Consider the following 17,417-nt stretch of genomic DNA (forward strand, 5'->3'; position numbering starts at 1 on the left):
CTAGGACTTGAGAGTGCGGAGTCCATCGAGGACCCTCTCCAGAATCTGCCGGTCGATCTGCTCGGCTTCGGGGATGGGGGAACGGGCGTGCAGGTGCCCGGCGTCGACGAGGTCGGCGACCAGTACCTTCACGACGCTGACCGGCAGTCGCAGGTGGGACGCGGTCTCGGCGACGGTCAGCGCGCCCGGCCGCAGCAGCGCGAGGACGCGGAGCGCCTCGGGACGCAGCCCGGGGGGCGCGGTGACGGTCGCGCCGTACAGCACGGTGAGCCGGTCCAGGGTGTTGCGGCTGGGGCGGGCGCGGCCGCCGGTCGCCAGATAGGCCGGTACGAGACGCCGGTTGCTCTGGCGGGGCGTCATGCGGGCGAACCCGCGTCCCGCGGCGGCGAGCCCATCGCCTTCGCGCCCAGCGTGGCGACCTGGACCTGCATCTGGTGGGAGACCACGCCCATGTTGACCTCGGGCCCGGCGAAGACCGCGAGGCAGGTGTTCTCGCCGGCCGGGATGGCGATCACCCAGCCCTCCGCCGACTCCACGACGGTCTGCCGCAGCCGGGCGTCGTCCTGGCCGGCGAACGCGGCGGTCACGGCGCGGCCCGCGCCCTGCAGCGCCGACATCATGGCGGCCACGCCCTCGGCGGCCTCGCGGGCGAGGCCGGGGGAGGAGCCTTCGATGAAGCCGTCGCCGGAGATGACGGCCGCGTGCAGGACGTGCGGCAGCTCCAGCAGCGGTGCCAGCACCCAGGACTGGTCCTGTGTGACGCGGCGGCGGACGGGGGTGCTCATCCTTGGTCGTTCCCTTCGGGGCGCGGAATTCGGTACTCGGCTTCGGCCCGCCCGGAGAGGGTGCCGCTCTGCAGGGCGGCCCAGCGGGTGGCGGACTCCTGCGGGCTGCGCTCGGCGACGGGTTCGGTACGGGGGAGGGGGCGCTCGGGCTCGACGGCGGGCCGGCGCCGCCGGCGGCGCGGCAGACCGTCGTCGGGGGCGGAGTCGGGCGCGGAGTCGGGCGCGTGTGCGGGCCCGGGCTCCGGCGCGTACGCCGTTTCGGACTCCCGCGTGTACGCGGGTTCGGGCTCGGGCGTACGAGCGGGCGCGTGCTCCGCCCCAGCCCCAGCCCCCGCCACCGGCTCCGGCAGCGGCGCGGCCTGCGACGTGCTCTGCGACATGGCCGATGACATGCCCTGCGGTACCCCCAGCGGCGTCGAGTGCGCGTGCATCATCTGCGGCGGCAGCGGCGCCATCGCCGACATCGGCTGCGCGGTCTCGTCCAGCAGCGTCAGCAGCGGATCGCCCGGGATGTACACGACGGCCCGCACGCCGCCGTACGGCGAGGACTCGACGTGCACCGTGAAGCCGTACTGACGCACCAGCTGCCCGACGGCCGCGAATCCGGAGCGCGGCGGGTCGCCCAGCTCCGTGAGCAGCACCTGCTCCTCGCCGCTCAACAGCCGCGTGGCGTAGGCGATTTCATCGGCGTGCATGCCGATGCCGTAGTCGTCGACGATGACGGACGCGCCGCGATTGCCCTGCTGGAGCGTGACGGCGACGGGCAGTTCGTGGTGGGAGTGGTGCAGCGCGTTGGCCAGCAGCTCGGTCAGCGCGATCGCGACCGGCTCGACGGCGCGCGCGACCACGCCCACCGGGTCCCGCAGCAGATTGCTGACCTGGATACGTTCGTACCCGCGCAGCCGCGACATCGCGCCGACGACGAGATCGGCGAGGTGCGAGTCGTCGCGGGTCAGCCCCGGCCAGGCGCCGCAGACCACGCCGGTGGTCTGCACCCGGCGCAGCGCCTGCTCGTTGAGGAAGTCGGCCTGCAGCAGGTCCTGGGCGACGGCCTGGTCGTCGTACCGGTGCTGCATCTCCTGGAGCAGCGTCTGCAGCCGGTACAGCAGCGCCTGGATGGTGGTCGTGGCGCCGCGCATCGTGGCCTGCGCCGCCTCGTCGATCCGGGTCCGTTCCTTGGCGACGGCCTGCGCGAGCTGGTCCATCGCGGAGGTCAGCGAACGGTCCACGTCGGTACCCGTGAAGCGGGGGTCGCGCAGCCCGCGGACGGCGACGTGCGGGTGGGCCAGCGAGGTGGCGAGGTCGGGCAGCCGGGCCTCGGCGAGGTGGCGGAGTTCGTCCTCCGTGGCGCGCAGTTGGGCGGCGAGTTCGGCGTGGCCGCGCTCGGCGGCGGAGGTGCGGGCCTCGGCGGTGTCCAGACGCCGGCGCAGGGCCTGACTTCCCTGTCGGGCCCGGGCCAGGAGGAAGGTCATCACCACCGCGGCGGCCGTTCCCGCGCTCAGGCACCACAACAGTGTCGCCGGTATGGAAGTCATCGAGGTCCTCGTGTGGGGGATGGCTTGGCGACATCGAACGAACACGCGATCGCCGCCGCGATGTTACCCACGAAGTGACCTTTTGCACGGCTAAGTAGGAAAGCGGGATTCCGTGTGGACAAGATCACTCCGTTTTACCCGCGGTCACGCCGGATACACCCGGAATGTGTTCCACCAGTTGTGAACTACCCCAGTACAGCGAGCAGTTCAGAAGCACACCGGCAAGTACGCCTATCCAACCGTCGGTTCGCCCGCACAGTCCGCGTACCGCTCCCGCAGCGCGCCCTTCAGTACCTTGCCCAGCGGTCCACCGCGCGGCAGCTCGGCCGCGATCTCCAGCTGCTCCGGCAGCTTCTGCGCCATCAGTCCGGCGTTTCGCAGATGGCCCGTCAACTCCGGGAGAGTGAGCGCAGGTCCGCCAGGATCCGCGAGCGTGACCACCGCGCACACCCGCTCCCCGCGCTCCCGGTCCGGCAGCCCGATGACCGCCGCCTCCGCCACTGCCGGATGGCCCCGCACCAGGTCCTCGACCTCCTGCGCCGAGATGTTCTCGCCCTTGCGGATGATGATGTCCTTCAGCCGCCCGGTCAGGACGAGATGTCCGTCCGTACGCAGAAACCCCAGGTCACCGGTGTGGAACCAGCCGTCCGCGTCGAACGAGGCGGCCGTCAGCGCCGGGTCCGTGTACCCCTGGCAGACCATCGGCCCCTTGAGCGTCACCTCGCCCGGCTCCCCGGCCGGCAGCGCCCGCCCGTCCGGCCCGGCGATCCGTACCTCGGCGCCGGCCACCGGCCTCCCCACCGTCCGCGAGAGCTGCTCGTCGGTGTCGTACGGGGTGCCCATCGCGATCATCGGGCACTCGGTCATGCCGTACCCGTGCAGCACCGCGCACTCCAGCTCGCGGCCCGCTTCGAAGTACAGCTCCGGCGGCAGTGGCGCGCCCCCGCCGGACAGCAGCCGCAGGGAGGGGATCAGCTTCCCGCCGTGTGGGCGGCGCCGCGACTCCTCCAGAAACGCCTGGTAGAAGGCGGTGCTGCCGCCCGCCATGGTGACGCCGAGCCGGGCGTACGTGTCCGCGGCCGCGCCCGGCGCGAACGTCTCCAGCACCACCGCGGGAAAGCCGCTCACGAGCATCGCGATGACGTAGTCGGGCCCGGCGATGTGCGCGTACGGGAAGGCGATCGATCCGATGTCCGCCGCCGACATCTCCAGCGCGGTCGCCAGGCCCACGCCGCCCGCGATCAGCGACGCGTCCGTGTGCCGCACGCCCTTCGGGGCGGCGGTCGTCCCGGAGGTGTAGTAGATCCACGAAGTGTGCGCCCGCTCGTGCGCGCTCTCCCGCTCCCGCGCATGCCCCGGCGTGAAATCCGGTAGCGCGGCCGGGTCGCCGTCCGGAAGCCCCGCCCCGCCGTCCACGGTGACCACCCGCGTCCTGTCCGGCGCCATCTTGCGGGCCATCGCCGTGAAGTCGATGTCCCGCCACAGCCCCGGTACCAGTACGAACTCCGCCTCCGAAGCGGCGAGTACGTACCCGACCTCGCGCTCCCGGTGCAGATGGACGATCGGTATCTGCACGGCGCCCAGCCGGGCCAGCGCGAGCGAGGCGAGCACCGTGCCGACCCGGGTCGGCAGCTGCCACGCGACCCGTGTCCCGGCACCGATGCCCAGCTCCCGGAAGCCGGCCGCGGCGCGCAGCGCCCGCTCGCGCGCCTCCCCGAAGGTGACGGTCCGCCCGTCCGGCTCGTAGAACATGACCGCGTCCGCCGATGCGGCGGCCCGGTACTCCATCAGCTCCCAGAGCGTACGTATCCGACCGGACTCATACACGGCGCGCCTCCCGGCAATGGGCGGGACGGGAACGGGATGTGGCGCGACTGTAGCACCGGAACTGACGGCCCGTCAGGTCTCGGCGTCCTACTGGCGCCGCCCGAACACGCCGCAGGGACCGGCTTCGACGGCATCCCCTCCGTGCCGTCGAAGCCGGCCCCTGCGATCCCCCGGATGGTGGCTCAGCGGGCCGTACGTCTGATCAGTGCTCCAGCTTCGGCTCGGCGATCGGCCGGTGGCTGTCCTGCGGTGCGATCGTGCCGTCGCCGGCAACCGGACGCTGGCCCTCCTGCGCGGCCAGGACCTCGTCGCCGATGACCGGCCGGTGGCTGTCCATGGTGACGAGCTCGTCACCGATGATCGGCCGGTGGCTGTCGAGCGGCTTGATGATGTCCTGGTCGTCGGTCTGCGGAGCCTTCTTCTCGGTGTTCACAGTGATCAACTCCTGTGTATGGGCGCTTGCGGTCCACCGCCCGGCGACTCCCCCGTGGGTCGCCGGACGGGTGAACCAGGGCCGAACACCATTACGGTGGGGCCGCGTCACCGAGCCGCTTGCCCCCCGAGGCGGCGGTTCGGTACGTAGAAGAGTGGCGTGCCGCGATGAACGATCGATAAACGGCGACGATTACCGCGCCGACCTGCGGCGATGAAGCCGTCGAGCTACCGGGGACGGCCTCGCCGGCCCCCTCGCCGCCCCCGGTTGACGCCGGTCAGGCGACCGCGGCCGGCGTCAGGAGCTGCTGCACCTGGGCGCTCTCCGCCGCTCCGAGACGCTCGTAACTGGACAACGCCTCCTGCCAGCACACCCGGGCCCGCCCGGTGTGCCCGACCTGGCTCAGCGCACGCCCCAGTGTGGTCAGCGCGTTGGCGCGCCAGAGCTCACCGCCGACGCCGCGCAGCGCGGTCAGCGCCTGCTCGGCGTAGTTGGCGGCGCGCGCCGGGCGCTGGCCCGCGAGGTCGACCTCGGCCAGCCGGAAGTACGTCATGCCCTCCCAGAACGGCTGCCGGCTGTCCTGGAAGATGGTGAGCGCGGCATTGAGCTGCTGCGCCGCGTCCTCCAGGCGCCCGGCCGCGGTGAAGGCGAGCGCCAGCGCGTACATCCCGTTGGCCAGCCGCCGGGTGGCGCCGATTCTGCGGTAGATCGCGACGCCTTCCTCGGCCAGCCCGATGGCGCTGTCCACCCGGCCGGTGTCCAGGTGGACCCGCGAGAGGTTGCACAGCGCGCTCGCCTCGGACTGCTGGTTGCGGTCGTCGCGGAACGCGATCAGCGCCTGGCTGAGGTACGCCTCGGCGTCCGCGTGCCGCCCCTGGGCGCCCGCGATGATGCCGCGGTCGTTGGGCGCGTAGGACGAGGAGATCGGGTCGTTCGTCGCGAGCCCGAGGAGCATCGCCGACTTGGCGTGCTCGTCGGCGTCGTCCAGCCGCCCGGCCAGCGTGCGGATGTAGGCGAGAGAGGTGTGGATACGGGCCTCGGCGTGCTGGTCGCCGAGGGCGCGGGCCGCGGCGAGCAGCGTCACGTTGGCCTGGTCGTGCTGGCGCGCGTCGGCGCCCGACTCGGCCAGGTCCTTGGTGAGCAGAAGCAGGTCGGCGGCGCGGCGCACGGTGTCGGCGCCGGTGGACTGCTGGGCGCAGGCCAGCAGACAGCCCGCCTCGCTGAACAGCCACTCGAGCGCCACCGCGCGGTCCTCGAACGCCAGCCCCGGATAGCGGGTGTGCTCCATGTGGTCCACGAGGCGGTCGCCGGGGCGCTCCAGGGCGTACATCCGGGCCGCCGAGGCCAGGTAGAAGTCCAGCAGGCGGGAGAGGGCTGCGGTGCGCTCCGAGGGCGGGTGCTCGTCGCGCTCGGCGCAGGCGCGCGCGTAGAGCCGGACCAGGTCGTGGAAGCGGTAGCGGCCGGGAGCCGCCGATTCGAGGAGCGAGGCGTCGACCAGCGACTCGATCAGCTCTTCGGCCGCGTCGACGTCCATGTCCAGCAGCGCGGCGGCCGCCGCGAGCGAGATGTCGGGCCCGTCGGCCAGCCCCAGCAGCCGGAACGCGCGGGCCTGCGCCGGCTCCAGCTGCCCGTACCCCAGCTCGAAGGTGGCCTTCACGGCCAGGTCGCCGGCGCGCAGCTCGTCCAGCCTGCGACGCTCGTCGGCGAGCTTGCGGGCCAGTACGGACACGGTCCACGTGCGGCGCGAGGCCAGGCGGGACGCGGCGATACGGATGGCCAGCGGCAGGAAGCCGCAGGCGCCGACGACGTCCATCGCGGCCTTGCGCTCGGCACCGACCCGCTCCTCGCCGACGATGCGCGTGAAGAGCGTCAGCGCTTCCTCGGGACTCATCACATCAAGGTCGATGAGGTGCGCACCGGCCAGGTCGATCATGCGGGCGCGGCTGGTGATCAGCGCGGCGCAGCCCTCCGTACCGGGCAGCAGCGGCCGTACCTGGGCGGCGTCCCGCGCGTTGTCCAGCAGCGCGAGCACCCGCCGCCCGGCGAGCGTGGAGCGGTACAGAGCGGCCCGCTCCGCCGTGCCGTCCGGGATGGAGGAGTCCGGTGTGCCGAGCGCGCGGAGGAACGCGCCGAGCACGGCCTCTGGCTCAGCGGGGGTGTGGCCCGCGCCCTGCAGATCGACGTAGAGCTGGCCGTCGGGGAAGTGCTCGCGCGCCGCGTGCGCCACATGGACGGCCAGCGTGGTCTTGCCGACGCCGCCGATGCCGGTGAGCGCGGAGACCGCCATGACGCTGCCCTCGGCCGTCGCGAGCTGCGCGCCGAGCTCCGCGACGAACGCGGCGCGGCCGGTGAAGTCCGCGACGGTGGCCGGGAGCTGCTGGGGGCGCAGAACGGCGGGGCCCGCGCCGGCGTGCTCCTCCTCCGGCGGCGGGCTGGGCGCCTCCAGGCCGGCGTCGGCGCGCAGGATGCGCTGGTGCAGTTCGGCGAGCGAGGCGCAGGGGTCGACGCCCAGCTCGGCGTCGAGCAGACGGCGGGTATCGGCATAGACGGCCAGCGCCTCGGCCTGCCGTCCAGAGCGGTACAGCGCGAGCATGAGGAGTTCGCGGAGCCGTTCACGCAAGGGGTGGGCGGCCGTGAGGGCGGTCAGTTCGGAGACCGCCTCGGCGTGATTGCCGAGGTCCAGGTCGAGGTCGAGGCGGGCCTCGGTGAGGGACAGCCGCCATTCCTCCAGGCGGGTGCGCTGGTTCTCCGCGTACGGGCCGGGAACGTTCGCCAGTGGTTCGCCGTTCCACAGGACGAGGGCGGAGTCCAGCAGGTCACGGGCGCGGCAGCGGTCGCCGCTCGCGCGGGCCTTCTCGGCCTCGGCCGCGAGGGCCTCGGCGCGGTCCAGGTCGAGGTCGAGCGCGCCCGGCCGGCCGGACCGCAGGGCGTAGCCGCCGGACTCGCTGACCAGCGCGTCCGCCTCGTCGCCGAGCGCCTTGCGCAGCCGGGAGGCGTAGGTCCGCAGGGCTGCGAGCGCGGCGTGCGGGGGCTCGTCGCCCCAGATGGCGTCGACCAGTTCGGCGGCGGTGGCGGTGCGGCCGCCGCGCAGCAGCAGGGCGGCGAGCAGGGCGCGCTGCTGCGGGGTGCCGGCCGCGAGCGGGGTGCCGTCCCGCCAGGCCCGTACGGGACCGAGCACGGTGAAGCGGAGCTGCCGCGGCCCCTGCCCCGGACTCTCGTCCATGGTGTCCCCCTGCCTGTGCATCTCGTTCGCATCGGCCAGTCTGCCTTGTCGGCGGCCCCTGCGTCAGTAGGGGTCAGGTCTGTGCACAATCCCTCCTCTTGTGATCAGGCAGGCGTTACCGCGACCTCGGAGGGAAGCCGTCCGCTTCTGTGCCGTCGAAGAGCAGCCGACGCGATAGCTGACGGTTCGTCAGATAGGCGCTACCGTCGGGGACATGGCGATGGACACGGAGACCACGCAGCCGTCGGGGGCCCTGGCGCCGGACGCGGCGGAGACCTTTCCCAGGATCATCTCGGTGGACGACCACACGGTGGAGCCGCCGCACGTCTGGCGGGACCGGCTGCCCGCCAAGTACCACGACACCGGGCCGCGCGTGGTGCGTGCGCCCCTGAAGGAGATGACCTTCGTGGGCGGGAAGTTCGCCCCGAAGATGGGCGCGCCGGGCGACGACGGCCCGCTCGTCGACTGGTGGATCTATGAGGACCTGCACCGCCCGCTGACCCGGCTGGACACCGCGGTCGGCTACTCCCGGGACGAGATCAGGCTGGAGGGGATCACGTACGAACAGATGCGCACCGGTTCGTACAGCGTGCCCGACCGGCTGGCGGACATGGACGTCAACCACGTGCAGTCCGCCCTCTGTTTCCCCACCTTCCCCCGCTTCTGCGGCCAGACGTTCACCGAGGCCAAGGACCGTGAGCTGGGGCTGCTGGGCGTGCGTGCGTACAACGACTGGATGGTGGAGGAGTGGTGCGGCCCCGAGGCGCGCGGCCGGCTCATACCGCTCACCCTCATTCCCCTGTGGGACGCGGAGCTGGCGGCCGAGGAGGTACGGCGCAACGCGGCCCGTGGCGTGCGCGCGGTCTGCTTCAGCGAGATCCCGCCGCACCTCGGCCTGCCCAGCATCCACACCGATTACTGGGACCCCTTCCTGCGGGCCTGCGACGAGACCGGCACGGTCATCGCCATGCACATCGGCTCGTCCTCGAGGATGCCGTCCACGTCGGCGGACGCGCCGCCCGCCGTCGGCTCCACGATCACCTTCGCCAACTGCTGTTTCTCGATGACCGACTGGCTCATGAGCGGCAAGTTCGACCGCTTCCCGAACCTGCGGATCATGTACGCGGAGGGCCAGATCGGCTGGATCCCCTACATCCTGGAGCGCGCCGACGTGGTCTGGGAGGAGAACCGCGCCTGGGGTGGCGTCGCCGACAAGGTCCACCGGCCGCCCTCCGAACTCTTCGCCGAGCACGTATACGGCTGCTTCTTCGACGACGCGTTCGGCCTGCAGAATCTGGACGCCATCGGGGTGGGCAACGTCCTGTACGAGACGGACTACCCGCACTCCGACTCCACCTGGCCGAAGTCCAAGGAGGTCGGCGAGGCACAGATGGGCCATCTGGCCCCGGACGTCATCGAGCGGATCGTGCGCGGCAACGCCATCGATCTGCTGGGGCTGACGACGGAGGGGCTGTGGGCGGGGGCGGGCGCCTGATGGTGTGGGCGCCGGAGGCGGGCCGCCTTGTGTACGGCATGCAGCTGCCCGTTCAGTCGCAGAGCACGCTGTATGCCGAGCCCTGGGAGGCGGGGGCCGGGCCGCGCGACCTGGTGGAGATCGCGAGGGCTGCCGATCGGCACGGCTTCGCGTATGTGGCCTGCTGCGAGCATGTGGCGATCCCGCGCCGGCTGGCCGGGGCGATGAGCACGGTCTGGTACGACCCGGTGGCCACGCTCGCGCACCTCGCGGCCGTGACCGAGCGCGTACGGCTGCTGAGTCATGTCGCCGTGGTCGGGCTGCGGCATCCGCTGCTCACGGCGAAGCAGTACGCCACCTTGGACCGGCTCTCCGAGGGGCGGCTGATCCTCGGGGTGGGCGCCGGGCACGTACAGGAGGAGTTCGAGGCGCTGGGGGTGGACTTCGAGCGGCGGGGGGCCGTGCTGGACGAGACGGTGGACGCTCTGAAAACGGCCCTCGGACCCGAGGAGTTCCCGGCGTTCGCGGGGGAACGGTTCTCCTTCGAGGGGCTGGGCCAGGCCCCGCGGCCCGTACAGACGCCCCGCCCGCCGATCTGGGTCGGCGGCTCCTCGCCCGCCGCCCTGCGCCGGGCCGCCGAGCGGGGCGACGGCTGGCTCCCGCAGGGCGACCGCAGGGACCGGCTGCCCGGGCAGATCGCCAGGCTGCGGGCGCTGCGCGAGAAGGCGGGCGTGCGCGAGCCGCTGGTCATCGGCGCGATCGCCGAGCCGCTGTACGTGGGCGAGCCCGGCTGGGACACCGGCAAGTGGACGCTCACCGGCCCGCCGGAACGTATCGCCGACTCGCTGCGGGAGTACGCGGCCATCGGCGTCCATCAGCTCCAGCTCCGTTTCCGCAGCCGCAGCCGCGCCGAGCTGACCGATCAGATGGCGGCCTTCGGGGCGGACGTGGCCCCGCTGCTCAGCAGTTGACCCGACCGAGGCGTACCGAGGGGTGCAGGCATGGGCAAGCTCGACGGGCGGGTCGTCGTGATCACCGGCGCCGCACGCGGACAGGGCGAGCAGGAGGCGCGGCTGTTCGTGGCCGAGGGCGCCCGGGTCGTGCTCGCGGACGTACTGGACGAGCAGGGCCGGGCGCTGGCGAAGGAGCTGGGCGGGGACGCCGCGCGCTACGTACATCTGGACGTGGCCAGTGAGGACGACTGGACGGCCGCCGTGGCCGCCGCCAAGGACGCCTTCGGCGGGATCGACGGGCTGGTCAACAACGCCGGAATCCTCCGCTTCAACGAGCTGGTCGCGACGCCGCTCGATGAGTTCCAGCAGGTCGTCCAGGTCAACCAGGTCGGCTGCTTCCTGGGCATCCGTACCGTCGCGCCGGAGATCGCTGCGGCCGGCGGCGGCACGATCGTCAACACCGCCTCGTACACCGGCCTCACGGGCATGGCGCTCGTCGGCGCCTACGCCGCGAGCAAGCACGCCGTACTGGGGCTGACCCGGGTGGCCGCGCTGGAGCTGGCGCCCCGCAACATCCGGGTGAACGCGGTGTGCCCGGGCGCCGTGGACACTCCGATGACCAATCCGGCCGCGCTCGACCCGGCCGCCGACCCGGTCGCGTCCCAGCAGGCGGTGGACGAGCTCTACCGGAAGCTCGTACCGATGGGGCGGGCCGGCCGGCCCGAGGAGGTCGCGGCCCTGGCGCTTTTCCTGTCCTGCGGAGACTCCTCGTACATCACCGGGCAGCCGTTCGTCGTGGACGGTGGGTGGCTGGCGGGCGTGAGCCTCTTCTGACCCATGGTCTGACGGGCCATCAGGTATTGACCGGGCCGGGCGCCGGTGGAACAGTCGTCGACATCGAATCTGACGGGGCGTCAGGAGGCGTGCGTCAGAAACTCAGGGAGGGCAGACCCCTTGGAATTCGGGCTCTTTGTACAGGGATACGTCCCGGCGGCGCGCGCCAAGGCCGACCCCGAGGCGGAGCACAAGGCGCTGATGGAGGAGACCGAGTACGTCATCCAGGCGGACCGCTCCGGCTTCAAGTACGCCTGGGCCTCCGAGCACCACTTCCTGGAGGAGTACTCCCACCTCTCCGCCAACGACGTCTTCCTCGGCTACCTCGCGCACGCCACCGACCGCATCCACCTCGGCTCCGGCATCTTCAACCCGCTCGCCCCGGTCAACCACCCCGTCAAGGTCGCCGAGAAGGTCGCCATGCTCGACCATCTCTCCGACGGTCGCTTCGAGTTCGGCTCCGGCCGCGGTGCGGGCAGCCACGAGATCCTGGGCTTCATGCCGGGCGTCACCGACATGAACCACACCAAGGAGCTCTGGGAAGAGACCATCGCGGAGTTCCCGAAGATGTGGCTCCAGGACGAGTACGTGGGCTTCAAGGGCAAGCACTGGGAGCTGCCGCCCCGCAAGGTCCTGCCCAAGCCGTACGGGAAGGCCCACCCGCCCATGTGGTACGCCGCGGGCTCCCCCTCCTCCTACGCCATGGCCGCCAAGAAGGGCCTCGGCGTCCTCGGCTTCAGCGTGCAGAAGGTCTCCGACATGGAGTGGGTCCTGGAGTCCTACAAGTCGGCGATCAAGGACGCCGAGCCGGTCGGCGCGTTCGTCAACGACAACGTGATGGTCACCTCCACGGCGATCTGCGCCGAGACGCACCAGAAGGCCGTCGAGATCGCGGTGGGCGGCGGTCTCAACTACCTCCAGTCGCTGCTCTTCCGCTACCACGACACCTTCCCGCGGCCCGAGGGCATACCGGAGTGGCCCGAGCTCCTCCCCGAGTACACCGAGGAGCTCATCGAGCTGCTGATCGCCGAGGAACTGATGATCTGCGGCGACCCGGACGAGGTGCTGCGGCAGTGCAAGCGCTGGGAGCAGGCCGGCGCCGACCAGCTCTCCTTCGGCCTGCCCGTCGGCATCTCCCGCGAGGACACCCTCACCACGATCAAGCTGCTCGGCGAGCACGTCATACCGAAGATCGACACGGACCCGGTGCACCGCACCACGCGCTTCCGCCGGGCGGCCGGCTGACCATCCCTCGTCCGAGAGGAGTACCGGCACCATGCTCGACCACCTGATCAAGGGCGCGACCGTCGTGGACGGCACGGGCGCGCCCTCGTACGCCGCGGACGTCGGCATCCGGGACGGCCGCATCGCCGTGCTCGCCGAGCCGGGCGCGGTCGCCGAACCGGCCCGTACGAGCGAGGACGCCGAAGGACTCGTCCTCGCACCCGGTTTCATCGACCCGCACACGCACTACGACGCACAGCTCTTCTGGGACCCGTACGCCACCCCGTCCATGCACCACGGCGTGACGACGGTCGTGGGCGGCAACTGCGGCTTCACCCTCGCACCCCTGCACCCCGGGCGCCCCGAGGACGCCGACTACACCCGGCGGATGATGAGCAAGGTCGAGGGCATGTCCCTGGTCGCGCTGGAGGAGGGCGCGCCCTGGAACTGGCACACCTTCGGTGAGTACCTCGACGCACTCGACGGACGGACCGCCGTCAACGCCGGCTTCATGGTCGGCCACTGCGCGCTGCGCCGCCACGTCATGGGCCCCGACGCCATCGGCGGACAGCCCACCCCCGAGCAGCTCCAGGAGATGCTGCGCCTCTTCCACGAGGCGATGGACGCGGGCGCCTGGGGCCTGTCCACCACCCAGTCCTCCTCGCACTCCGACGGCGACGGCGCGCCCGTCGCCTCCCGGCACGCCGGTCCCGACGAACTCCTCGCCCTCTCCCGCGCGGTCGCCGACCACGAAGGCACCCAGCTGGAGGCCATCGTCGCCGGCTGCCTCGACCAGTTCTCGGACGCCGAGATCGACCTGTTCGTGGCCATGTCCGCGGCCGCCGGACGGCCGCTGAACTGGAACGTCCTCACCATCGACGCCGCCGTACCGGAACGGGTGCCGCGCCAGCTGCTCGCCAGTGAACGGGCGCGCAAGGAGGGCGGCCGGATCGTCGCCCTCACCATGCCGATCCTCACCCCCATGAACATGTCCCTGGGCACCTTCTGCGCCCTCAACCTCATTCCCGGCTGGGGCGACATCCTCGGCCTCCCCGTGCCCGAACGCCTCGCGAAACTGCGCGACCCGGCCGTACGCGAGGAGATGCTGCGCCGCGCGAACAGCAAGGAAGCGGGCGTCTTCCGGCGGCTGGCCCACTTCGACCGGTACGTCATCGGCGACACCTACTCGGCCGCCAACGAAGGGCTCACCGGCCGCGTCGTCCGCGACATCGCCGCCGAACGCGGCCAGGACCCCTTCACCTGTCTCGTCGAGATCTGCGCCGCCGACGACCTCCGTACCGTCCTGTGGCCCATGCCCACCGACAACGACCCCGCGAGCTGGGAGCTGCGCCGGGAGACCTGGGAACACGAGGACGTCCTGCTCGGCGGCTCCGACGCGGGCGCCCACCTGGACCGGATGTGCGGCGCCCCGTACACCACCCGCTTCCTCGGCGACTGCCTGCGCGGGCGCCGGCTCGTCGGCCTGGAGCGGGCCGTGAAGATGCTCACCGACGACCCGGCGCGCCTCTTCGGGCTGCGCGACCGCGGCCGGATCGCCGAGGGGTACCACGCCGACCTGGTCCTCTTCGACCCCGAACGCATCGACGCGGGGCCCGCCACGCTCGTCCACGACCTGCCCGGTGACAGCCCGCGCCTCGACTCGCGGGCGCTGGGCGTGGTGAGCGTGCGCGTCAACGGCGTACAGACGCTGCGCGACGACGAGCTGACCGGGGCCGTACCGGGCACGGTGCTGCGCTCCGGGCGGGACACGGAGACGGTGAGCACCCGGTGACGCGCGGGGAACGGCTGTTCATCGGGGGCCGGTGGGTGGCCCCCGAGCTGGGCCACTACGAGGTGATCGACCCGGCCACCGAGGAGGTCGTCGGGCTCGCTCCCGAGGCGAGCAGGGAACAGGTGTACGCGGCGGCCGCGGCGGCCCGTGAGGCGGTCGACGGCTGGTCGCGCACCGCCCCCGAAGAGCGCGCCCGCATCCTGGCCCGTACCGCGGAGATCATCCGGGACCGCGCCGGGCCGTACGCCGAACTGGCCCGCGCCGAGTCCGGCGCCACCACCACCACCGCACGCGGCATGCAGGTCGCGGTGGGCGCCGCCCGCTTCGACCGGTACGCACGCGGCGCCCTGGAGCCGGTCGAGGAGCCCCTGCCACCGCAGATCAACGAGGCCGGTCCGATGGGCAGAGCGGGCGTCCTCGGCGCGCTCGCCGTCCGTCGGCCGGTCGGCGTCGTCACCTGCATCACCTCCTACAACAACCCCTGGGGCAACCCGGCGGGCAAGATCGCTCCCGCCCTCGCCATGGGCAATACCGTCGTCGTCAAGCCCGCGCCGCAGGACCCGCTGTCGGTCTTCCGGCTGGCGGAGGCGCTGGCGGAGGCCGGGGCGCCGCCGGGCGTGGTGAACGTGGTGACCGGCTCGCGCCCCGAGGTGGGCGAGGCGGCGGTCGAGGCGCCGGATGTCGACATGGTCAGCTTCACCGGCAGTACGGCGGTCGGCCGGGCCATCGCGGAGGCGTGCGGCCGCGGCATGAAACGCCAGCTGATGGAGCTGGGCGGCAAGGGCGCCGCGCTGGTCTTCGACGACGCCGACCTGGCGGCGGCCGTCACCGGCATCGGCACCACCTTCTCCTTCTACAGCGGCCAGATCTGCACCGCGCCCACCCGGGTGCTCGCCCAGCGGGGCGTGTACGAGCGGCTGGTCGAGGGGCTCGCGCGGTACGCCGGGGCCCTGAAGGTCGGCGATCCGCGCGCGAGGGACACGGTCGTCGGGCCGGTCATCTCGGCAGCACACCGCGACCGCGTCGAGGCGTATGTCGCGCTCGGCCGCAAGGAAGGCGCCCGGCTGGTCACGGGCGGCGAGCGGCCGGCGCCCGACCGCGGCTGGTACGTCGCCCCCACCCTCTTCGCCGACTGCACCCCCGGCATGCGCGTCGTCCGCGAGGAGATCTTCGGCCCGGTCGTCTCCGTCCTCCCCTTCGACGACGAGGAGGAAGGCATCGCGCTCGCCGACGACAGCGAGTACGGACTGATCGACTACGTCTGGTCCGGCGACGTCGCCCGCGCCTTCCGGGTCGCCGGCCGGCTGCGCGCGGGCGGCGTCGGCATCAACACCGTGGGCCGCAACATGGAGGCCCCCTTCGGCGGCTTCAAGCAGAGCGGAGTGGGCCGCGACGTCGGCTCCTACGCCCTGCGCGCGTACAGCGAACTCCAGTCGCTCGTCTGGCCGGGGTGAGCCCTGCGACGCCTCGCCGAGTCCGGATAGCGGACACCCAAGGGAAAATTTTGAATCCCGCCAAAACGGACACGGCTGCGGTTCCCGTAATCCGGATCTCAACTATTGGACCTTGCTGTGGCGTGGTGATGTGCGCGTGACGCCTGTTGTTTGATAGGTGCACTCGCCAATTCTCCTTCGCATGCAAGGTTTAGCCCCCGGAGTTCGATCATCCGGATACGAATACAGCAGGGCTTAACGTCCTGTTCATGGTTCAGGTAGACCCCCGGCCCCCGGCCGGAGACACGGTGACGAGCGTCAATGGCGACGCAGCGGACGGCACCCGAAGCAAGGGCCTCAGCGGTAACTCCGTCGGCCTGCTCGGCAGTGCCGTCATCGGTGTGTCCACCGTCGGGCCCGTTTACTGTCTGACCTCGACCCTCGGCCCCACCGTGGGTGAGGTCGGCCTCCAGATGCCCGCCGTCTTCCTCGCGGGCTTCCTGCCGATGCTGCTGGTCGCCTTCGCGTACCGCGAGCTCAACAAGGCCGTGCCGGACTGCGGTACCTCCTTCACCTGGACGGTGAAGGCGTTCGGGCCGCGCGTCGGCTGGATGTGCGGCTGGGGCCTGGTGATCGCGACGATCATCGTGCTCTCGAACCTCGCCGGCGTCGCCACCTCGTTCTTCTACCTCCTCCTCGGACAGCTCACCGGCAGTGACTCCATAGCGGCGCTGGACGGCAACAAACCCGTCCACGTCCTGACCTGCCTGGCCTTCGTCGCCATCGCCACCGCGATCAGCTACCGCGGCGTGACCACCACCAAGGGGCTGCAGTACGCACTGGTGGGCCTGCAGCTCGCCGTGCTCGTCGTCTTCGTCGCCATGGCGGTCGTGAAGGCCAGGACCGGTGACTTCGCCGGCTCCATCGACTTCCACTGGTCCTGGATGAACCCCTTCGAGGTGAAGTCCTTCGCGTCCTTCACCGCCGGACTCTCCCTCTCGATCTTCATGTTCTGGGGCTGGGACACCTGCCTCACCGTGAACGAGGAGACCTCCGGCAGCGAGAAGACCCCCGGCCGCGCCGCGATGCTGGCCATGGTCGTGCTCATCGGCTCCTACCTGACCACTGCGGTGGCCGCGCAGATGTTCTCCGGCGTCGGCACCAAGGGCCTGGGCCTGGGCAACCCCGACACCTCGGACAACGTCTTCGCCGCCCTCGCCGGACCGGTCATGGGCTCCGCCCTCGGCGTGCTGCTCTTCGTCGCCGTACTCGCCTCGGCCGCCGCCTCGCTGCAGACCACGTTCATCCCGGTCGCCCGCACGGTCCTGGCGATGTCCACGTACGAGGCGCTGCCCGCCTCCTTCGCCCGTATCCACTCGCGCTTCCAGTCCCCGGGCCGGGCCACCATCGCGGCGGGCATCGCCACCGGCGTCTTCTACGCCGTGATGACCTTCCTCAGCGAGAACGTCCTCGTCGACACGATCTACGCGCTCGGCCTCATGATCTGCTTCTACTACGCGATCACGGCCTTCGCCTGCGCCTGGTACTTCCGCGCCGACCTGCGCAACTCCGCCCGAGACCTGATCTTCAAGGGCATCTTCCCGTTCCTCGGCGGCCTGCTGCTCACCGGCGTCTTCGTGAAGACCCTCATCGACATCTGGGACCCGGCCTACGGCACCGGCAGTTCCGTCTTCGGCATCGGCTCGGTCTTCGTCATCGGCGTCGGCCTGCTCCTGCTCGGCCTGGTCATCATGCTGGTGATGCAGCGGCGGAGCCCGGCGTTCTTCCGGGGCGAGGTGCTTACTCGTAGTACGCCGGCGTTGGTGGTGGAGGACTGAGGGGGGACTTGCCCACTGCTCCCCGGGGGCTTCCCCACTACCCCCCCCGGGGGGCCTCCCCCCCCC

At 71.7% G+C, this 17,417-nt stretch carries 13 protein-coding genes; 7 read left to right on the top strand and 6 right to left on the bottom strand.

Going from position 1 to position 17,417, the window contains the following annotated elements; translation table 11 throughout:
• From IF04_RS0126620 to afsR, 6 genes are all read right to left on the bottom strand, one after another.
• Complete coding sequence (locus IF04_RS0126620) at positions 1-360, bottom strand: DUF742 domain-containing protein (RefSeq protein ID WP_030263066.1); 360 nt, start codon at positions 358-360, stop codon at positions 1-3.
• Positions 357-785: a roadblock/LC7 domain-containing protein gene (locus IF04_RS0126625; RefSeq protein ID WP_030263071.1), complete on the bottom strand. Its 429-nt coding sequence runs from the start codon at positions 783-785 to the stop codon at positions 357-359. The genes IF04_RS0126620 and IF04_RS0126625 overlap by 4 nt, the downstream gene beginning before the upstream one ends.
• Positions 782-2,320, bottom strand: coding sequence for an ATP-binding protein (locus IF04_RS0126630; RefSeq protein WP_030263073.1), 1,539 nt, complete (start codon positions 2,318-2,320; stop codon positions 782-784). The genes IF04_RS0126625 and IF04_RS0126630 overlap by 4 nt, the downstream gene beginning before the upstream one ends.
• Before the next feature lie 231 nt (positions 2,321-2,551).
• Complete coding sequence (locus tag IF04_RS0126635) at positions 2,552-4,147, bottom strand: class I adenylate-forming enzyme family protein (protein WP_030263076.1); 1,596 nt, start codon at positions 4,145-4,147, stop codon at positions 2,552-2,554.
• A gap of 202 nt (positions 4,148-4,349) precedes the next feature.
• Entirely contained in the window at positions 4,350-4,580 is a 231-nt protein-coding gene (locus tag IF04_RS0126640) for a hypothetical protein (protein WP_030263080.1), read from the bottom strand.
• 277 nt (positions 4,581-4,857) lie between these two features.
• Positions 4,858-7,824, bottom strand: a complete 2,967-nt coding sequence (gene afsR / locus IF04_RS0126645) for an SARP-family global regulator AfsR (protein WP_483855322.1) — start codon at positions 7,822-7,824, stop codon at positions 4,858-4,860.
• Between the two features lie 199 nt (positions 7,825-8,023).
• Between afsR and IF04_RS0126650 the strand changes: the two genes are divergently transcribed.
• The 7 genes from IF04_RS0126650 to IF04_RS0126680 all read left to right on the top strand — a co-directional run bounded on the left by IF04_RS0126650 (position 8,024) and on the right by IF04_RS0126680 (position 17,351).
• Entirely contained in the window at positions 8,024-9,298 is a 1,275-nt protein-coding gene (locus IF04_RS0126650) for an amidohydrolase family protein (RefSeq protein WP_051831582.1), read from the top strand.
• Positions 9,298-10,248: an LLM class F420-dependent oxidoreductase gene (locus IF04_RS0126655; RefSeq protein WP_030263087.1), complete on the top strand. Its 951-nt coding sequence runs from the start codon at positions 9,298-9,300 to the stop codon at positions 10,246-10,248. The genes IF04_RS0126650 and IF04_RS0126655 overlap by 1 nt, the downstream gene beginning before the upstream one ends.
• Before the next feature lie 30 nt (positions 10,249-10,278).
• Positions 10,279-11,064, top strand: a complete 786-nt coding sequence (locus tag IF04_RS0126660) for an SDR family NAD(P)-dependent oxidoreductase (RefSeq protein ID WP_030263089.1) — start codon at positions 10,279-10,281, stop codon at positions 11,062-11,064.
• A 120-nt stretch (positions 11,065-11,184) separates the two neighbouring features.
• Complete coding sequence (locus tag IF04_RS0126665; protein ID WP_030263091.1) at positions 11,185-12,309, top strand: LLM class flavin-dependent oxidoreductase; 1,125 nt, start codon at positions 11,185-11,187, stop codon at positions 12,307-12,309.
• Between the two features lie 31 nt (positions 12,310-12,340).
• Entirely contained in the window at positions 12,341-14,080 is a 1,740-nt protein-coding gene (locus IF04_RS0126670; protein ID WP_030263093.1) for an N-acyl-D-amino-acid deacylase family protein, read from the top strand.
• A complete protein-coding gene (locus tag IF04_RS0126675) occupies positions 14,077-15,534 on the top strand; it encodes an aldehyde dehydrogenase family protein (protein ID WP_030263097.1) in 1,458 nt (485 codons plus the stop codon). The genes IF04_RS0126670 and IF04_RS0126675 overlap by 4 nt, the downstream gene beginning before the upstream one ends.
• A gap of 248 nt (positions 15,535-15,782) precedes the next feature.
• Complete coding sequence (locus IF04_RS0126680; protein WP_030263101.1) at positions 15,783-17,351, top strand: APC family permease; 1,569 nt, start codon at positions 15,783-15,785, stop codon at positions 17,349-17,351.
• Positions 17,352-17,417: the final 66 nt, after the last annotated feature.

Source organism: Streptomyces violens (genome assembly GCF_000717745.1).
GTDB lineage: Bacteria > Actinomycetota > Actinomycetes > Streptomycetales > Streptomycetaceae > Streptomyces > Streptomyces violens.

Excerpts from the sequence above, each read along its gene's own strand:
- IF04_RS0126625 (WP_030263071.1), bottom strand. The coding sequence starts at position 785 with ATGAGCACCCCCGTCCGCCGCCGCGTCACACAGGACCAGTCCTGGGTG.
- IF04_RS0126620 (WP_030263066.1), bottom strand. The coding sequence starts at position 360 with ATGACGCCCCGCCAGAGCAACCGGCGTCTCGTACCGGCCTATCTGGCG.
- IF04_RS0126650 (WP_051831582.1), top strand. The coding sequence starts at position 8,024 with ATGGACACGGAGACCACGCAGCCGTCGGGGGCCCTGGCGCCGGACGCG.
- IF04_RS0126630 (WP_030263073.1), bottom strand. The coding sequence starts at position 2,320 with ATGACTTCCATACCGGCGACACTGTTGTGGTGCCTGAGCGCGGGAACG.
- IF04_RS0126670 (WP_030263093.1), top strand. The coding sequence starts at position 12,341 with ATGCTCGACCACCTGATCAAGGGCGCGACCGTCGTGGACGGCACGGGC.
- IF04_RS0126660 (WP_030263089.1), top strand. The coding sequence starts at position 10,279 with ATGGGCAAGCTCGACGGGCGGGTCGTCGTGATCACCGGCGCCGCACGC.
- IF04_RS0126655 (WP_030263087.1), top strand. The coding sequence starts at position 9,298 with ATGGTGTGGGCGCCGGAGGCGGGCCGCCTTGTGTACGGCATGCAGCTG.
- afsR (WP_483855322.1), bottom strand. The coding sequence starts at position 7,824 with ATGCACAGGCAGGGGGACACCATGGACGAGAGTCCGGGGCAGGGGCCG.
- IF04_RS0126680 (WP_030263101.1), top strand. The coding sequence starts at position 15,783 with ATGGTTCAGGTAGACCCCCGGCCCCCGGCCGGAGACACGGTGACGAGC.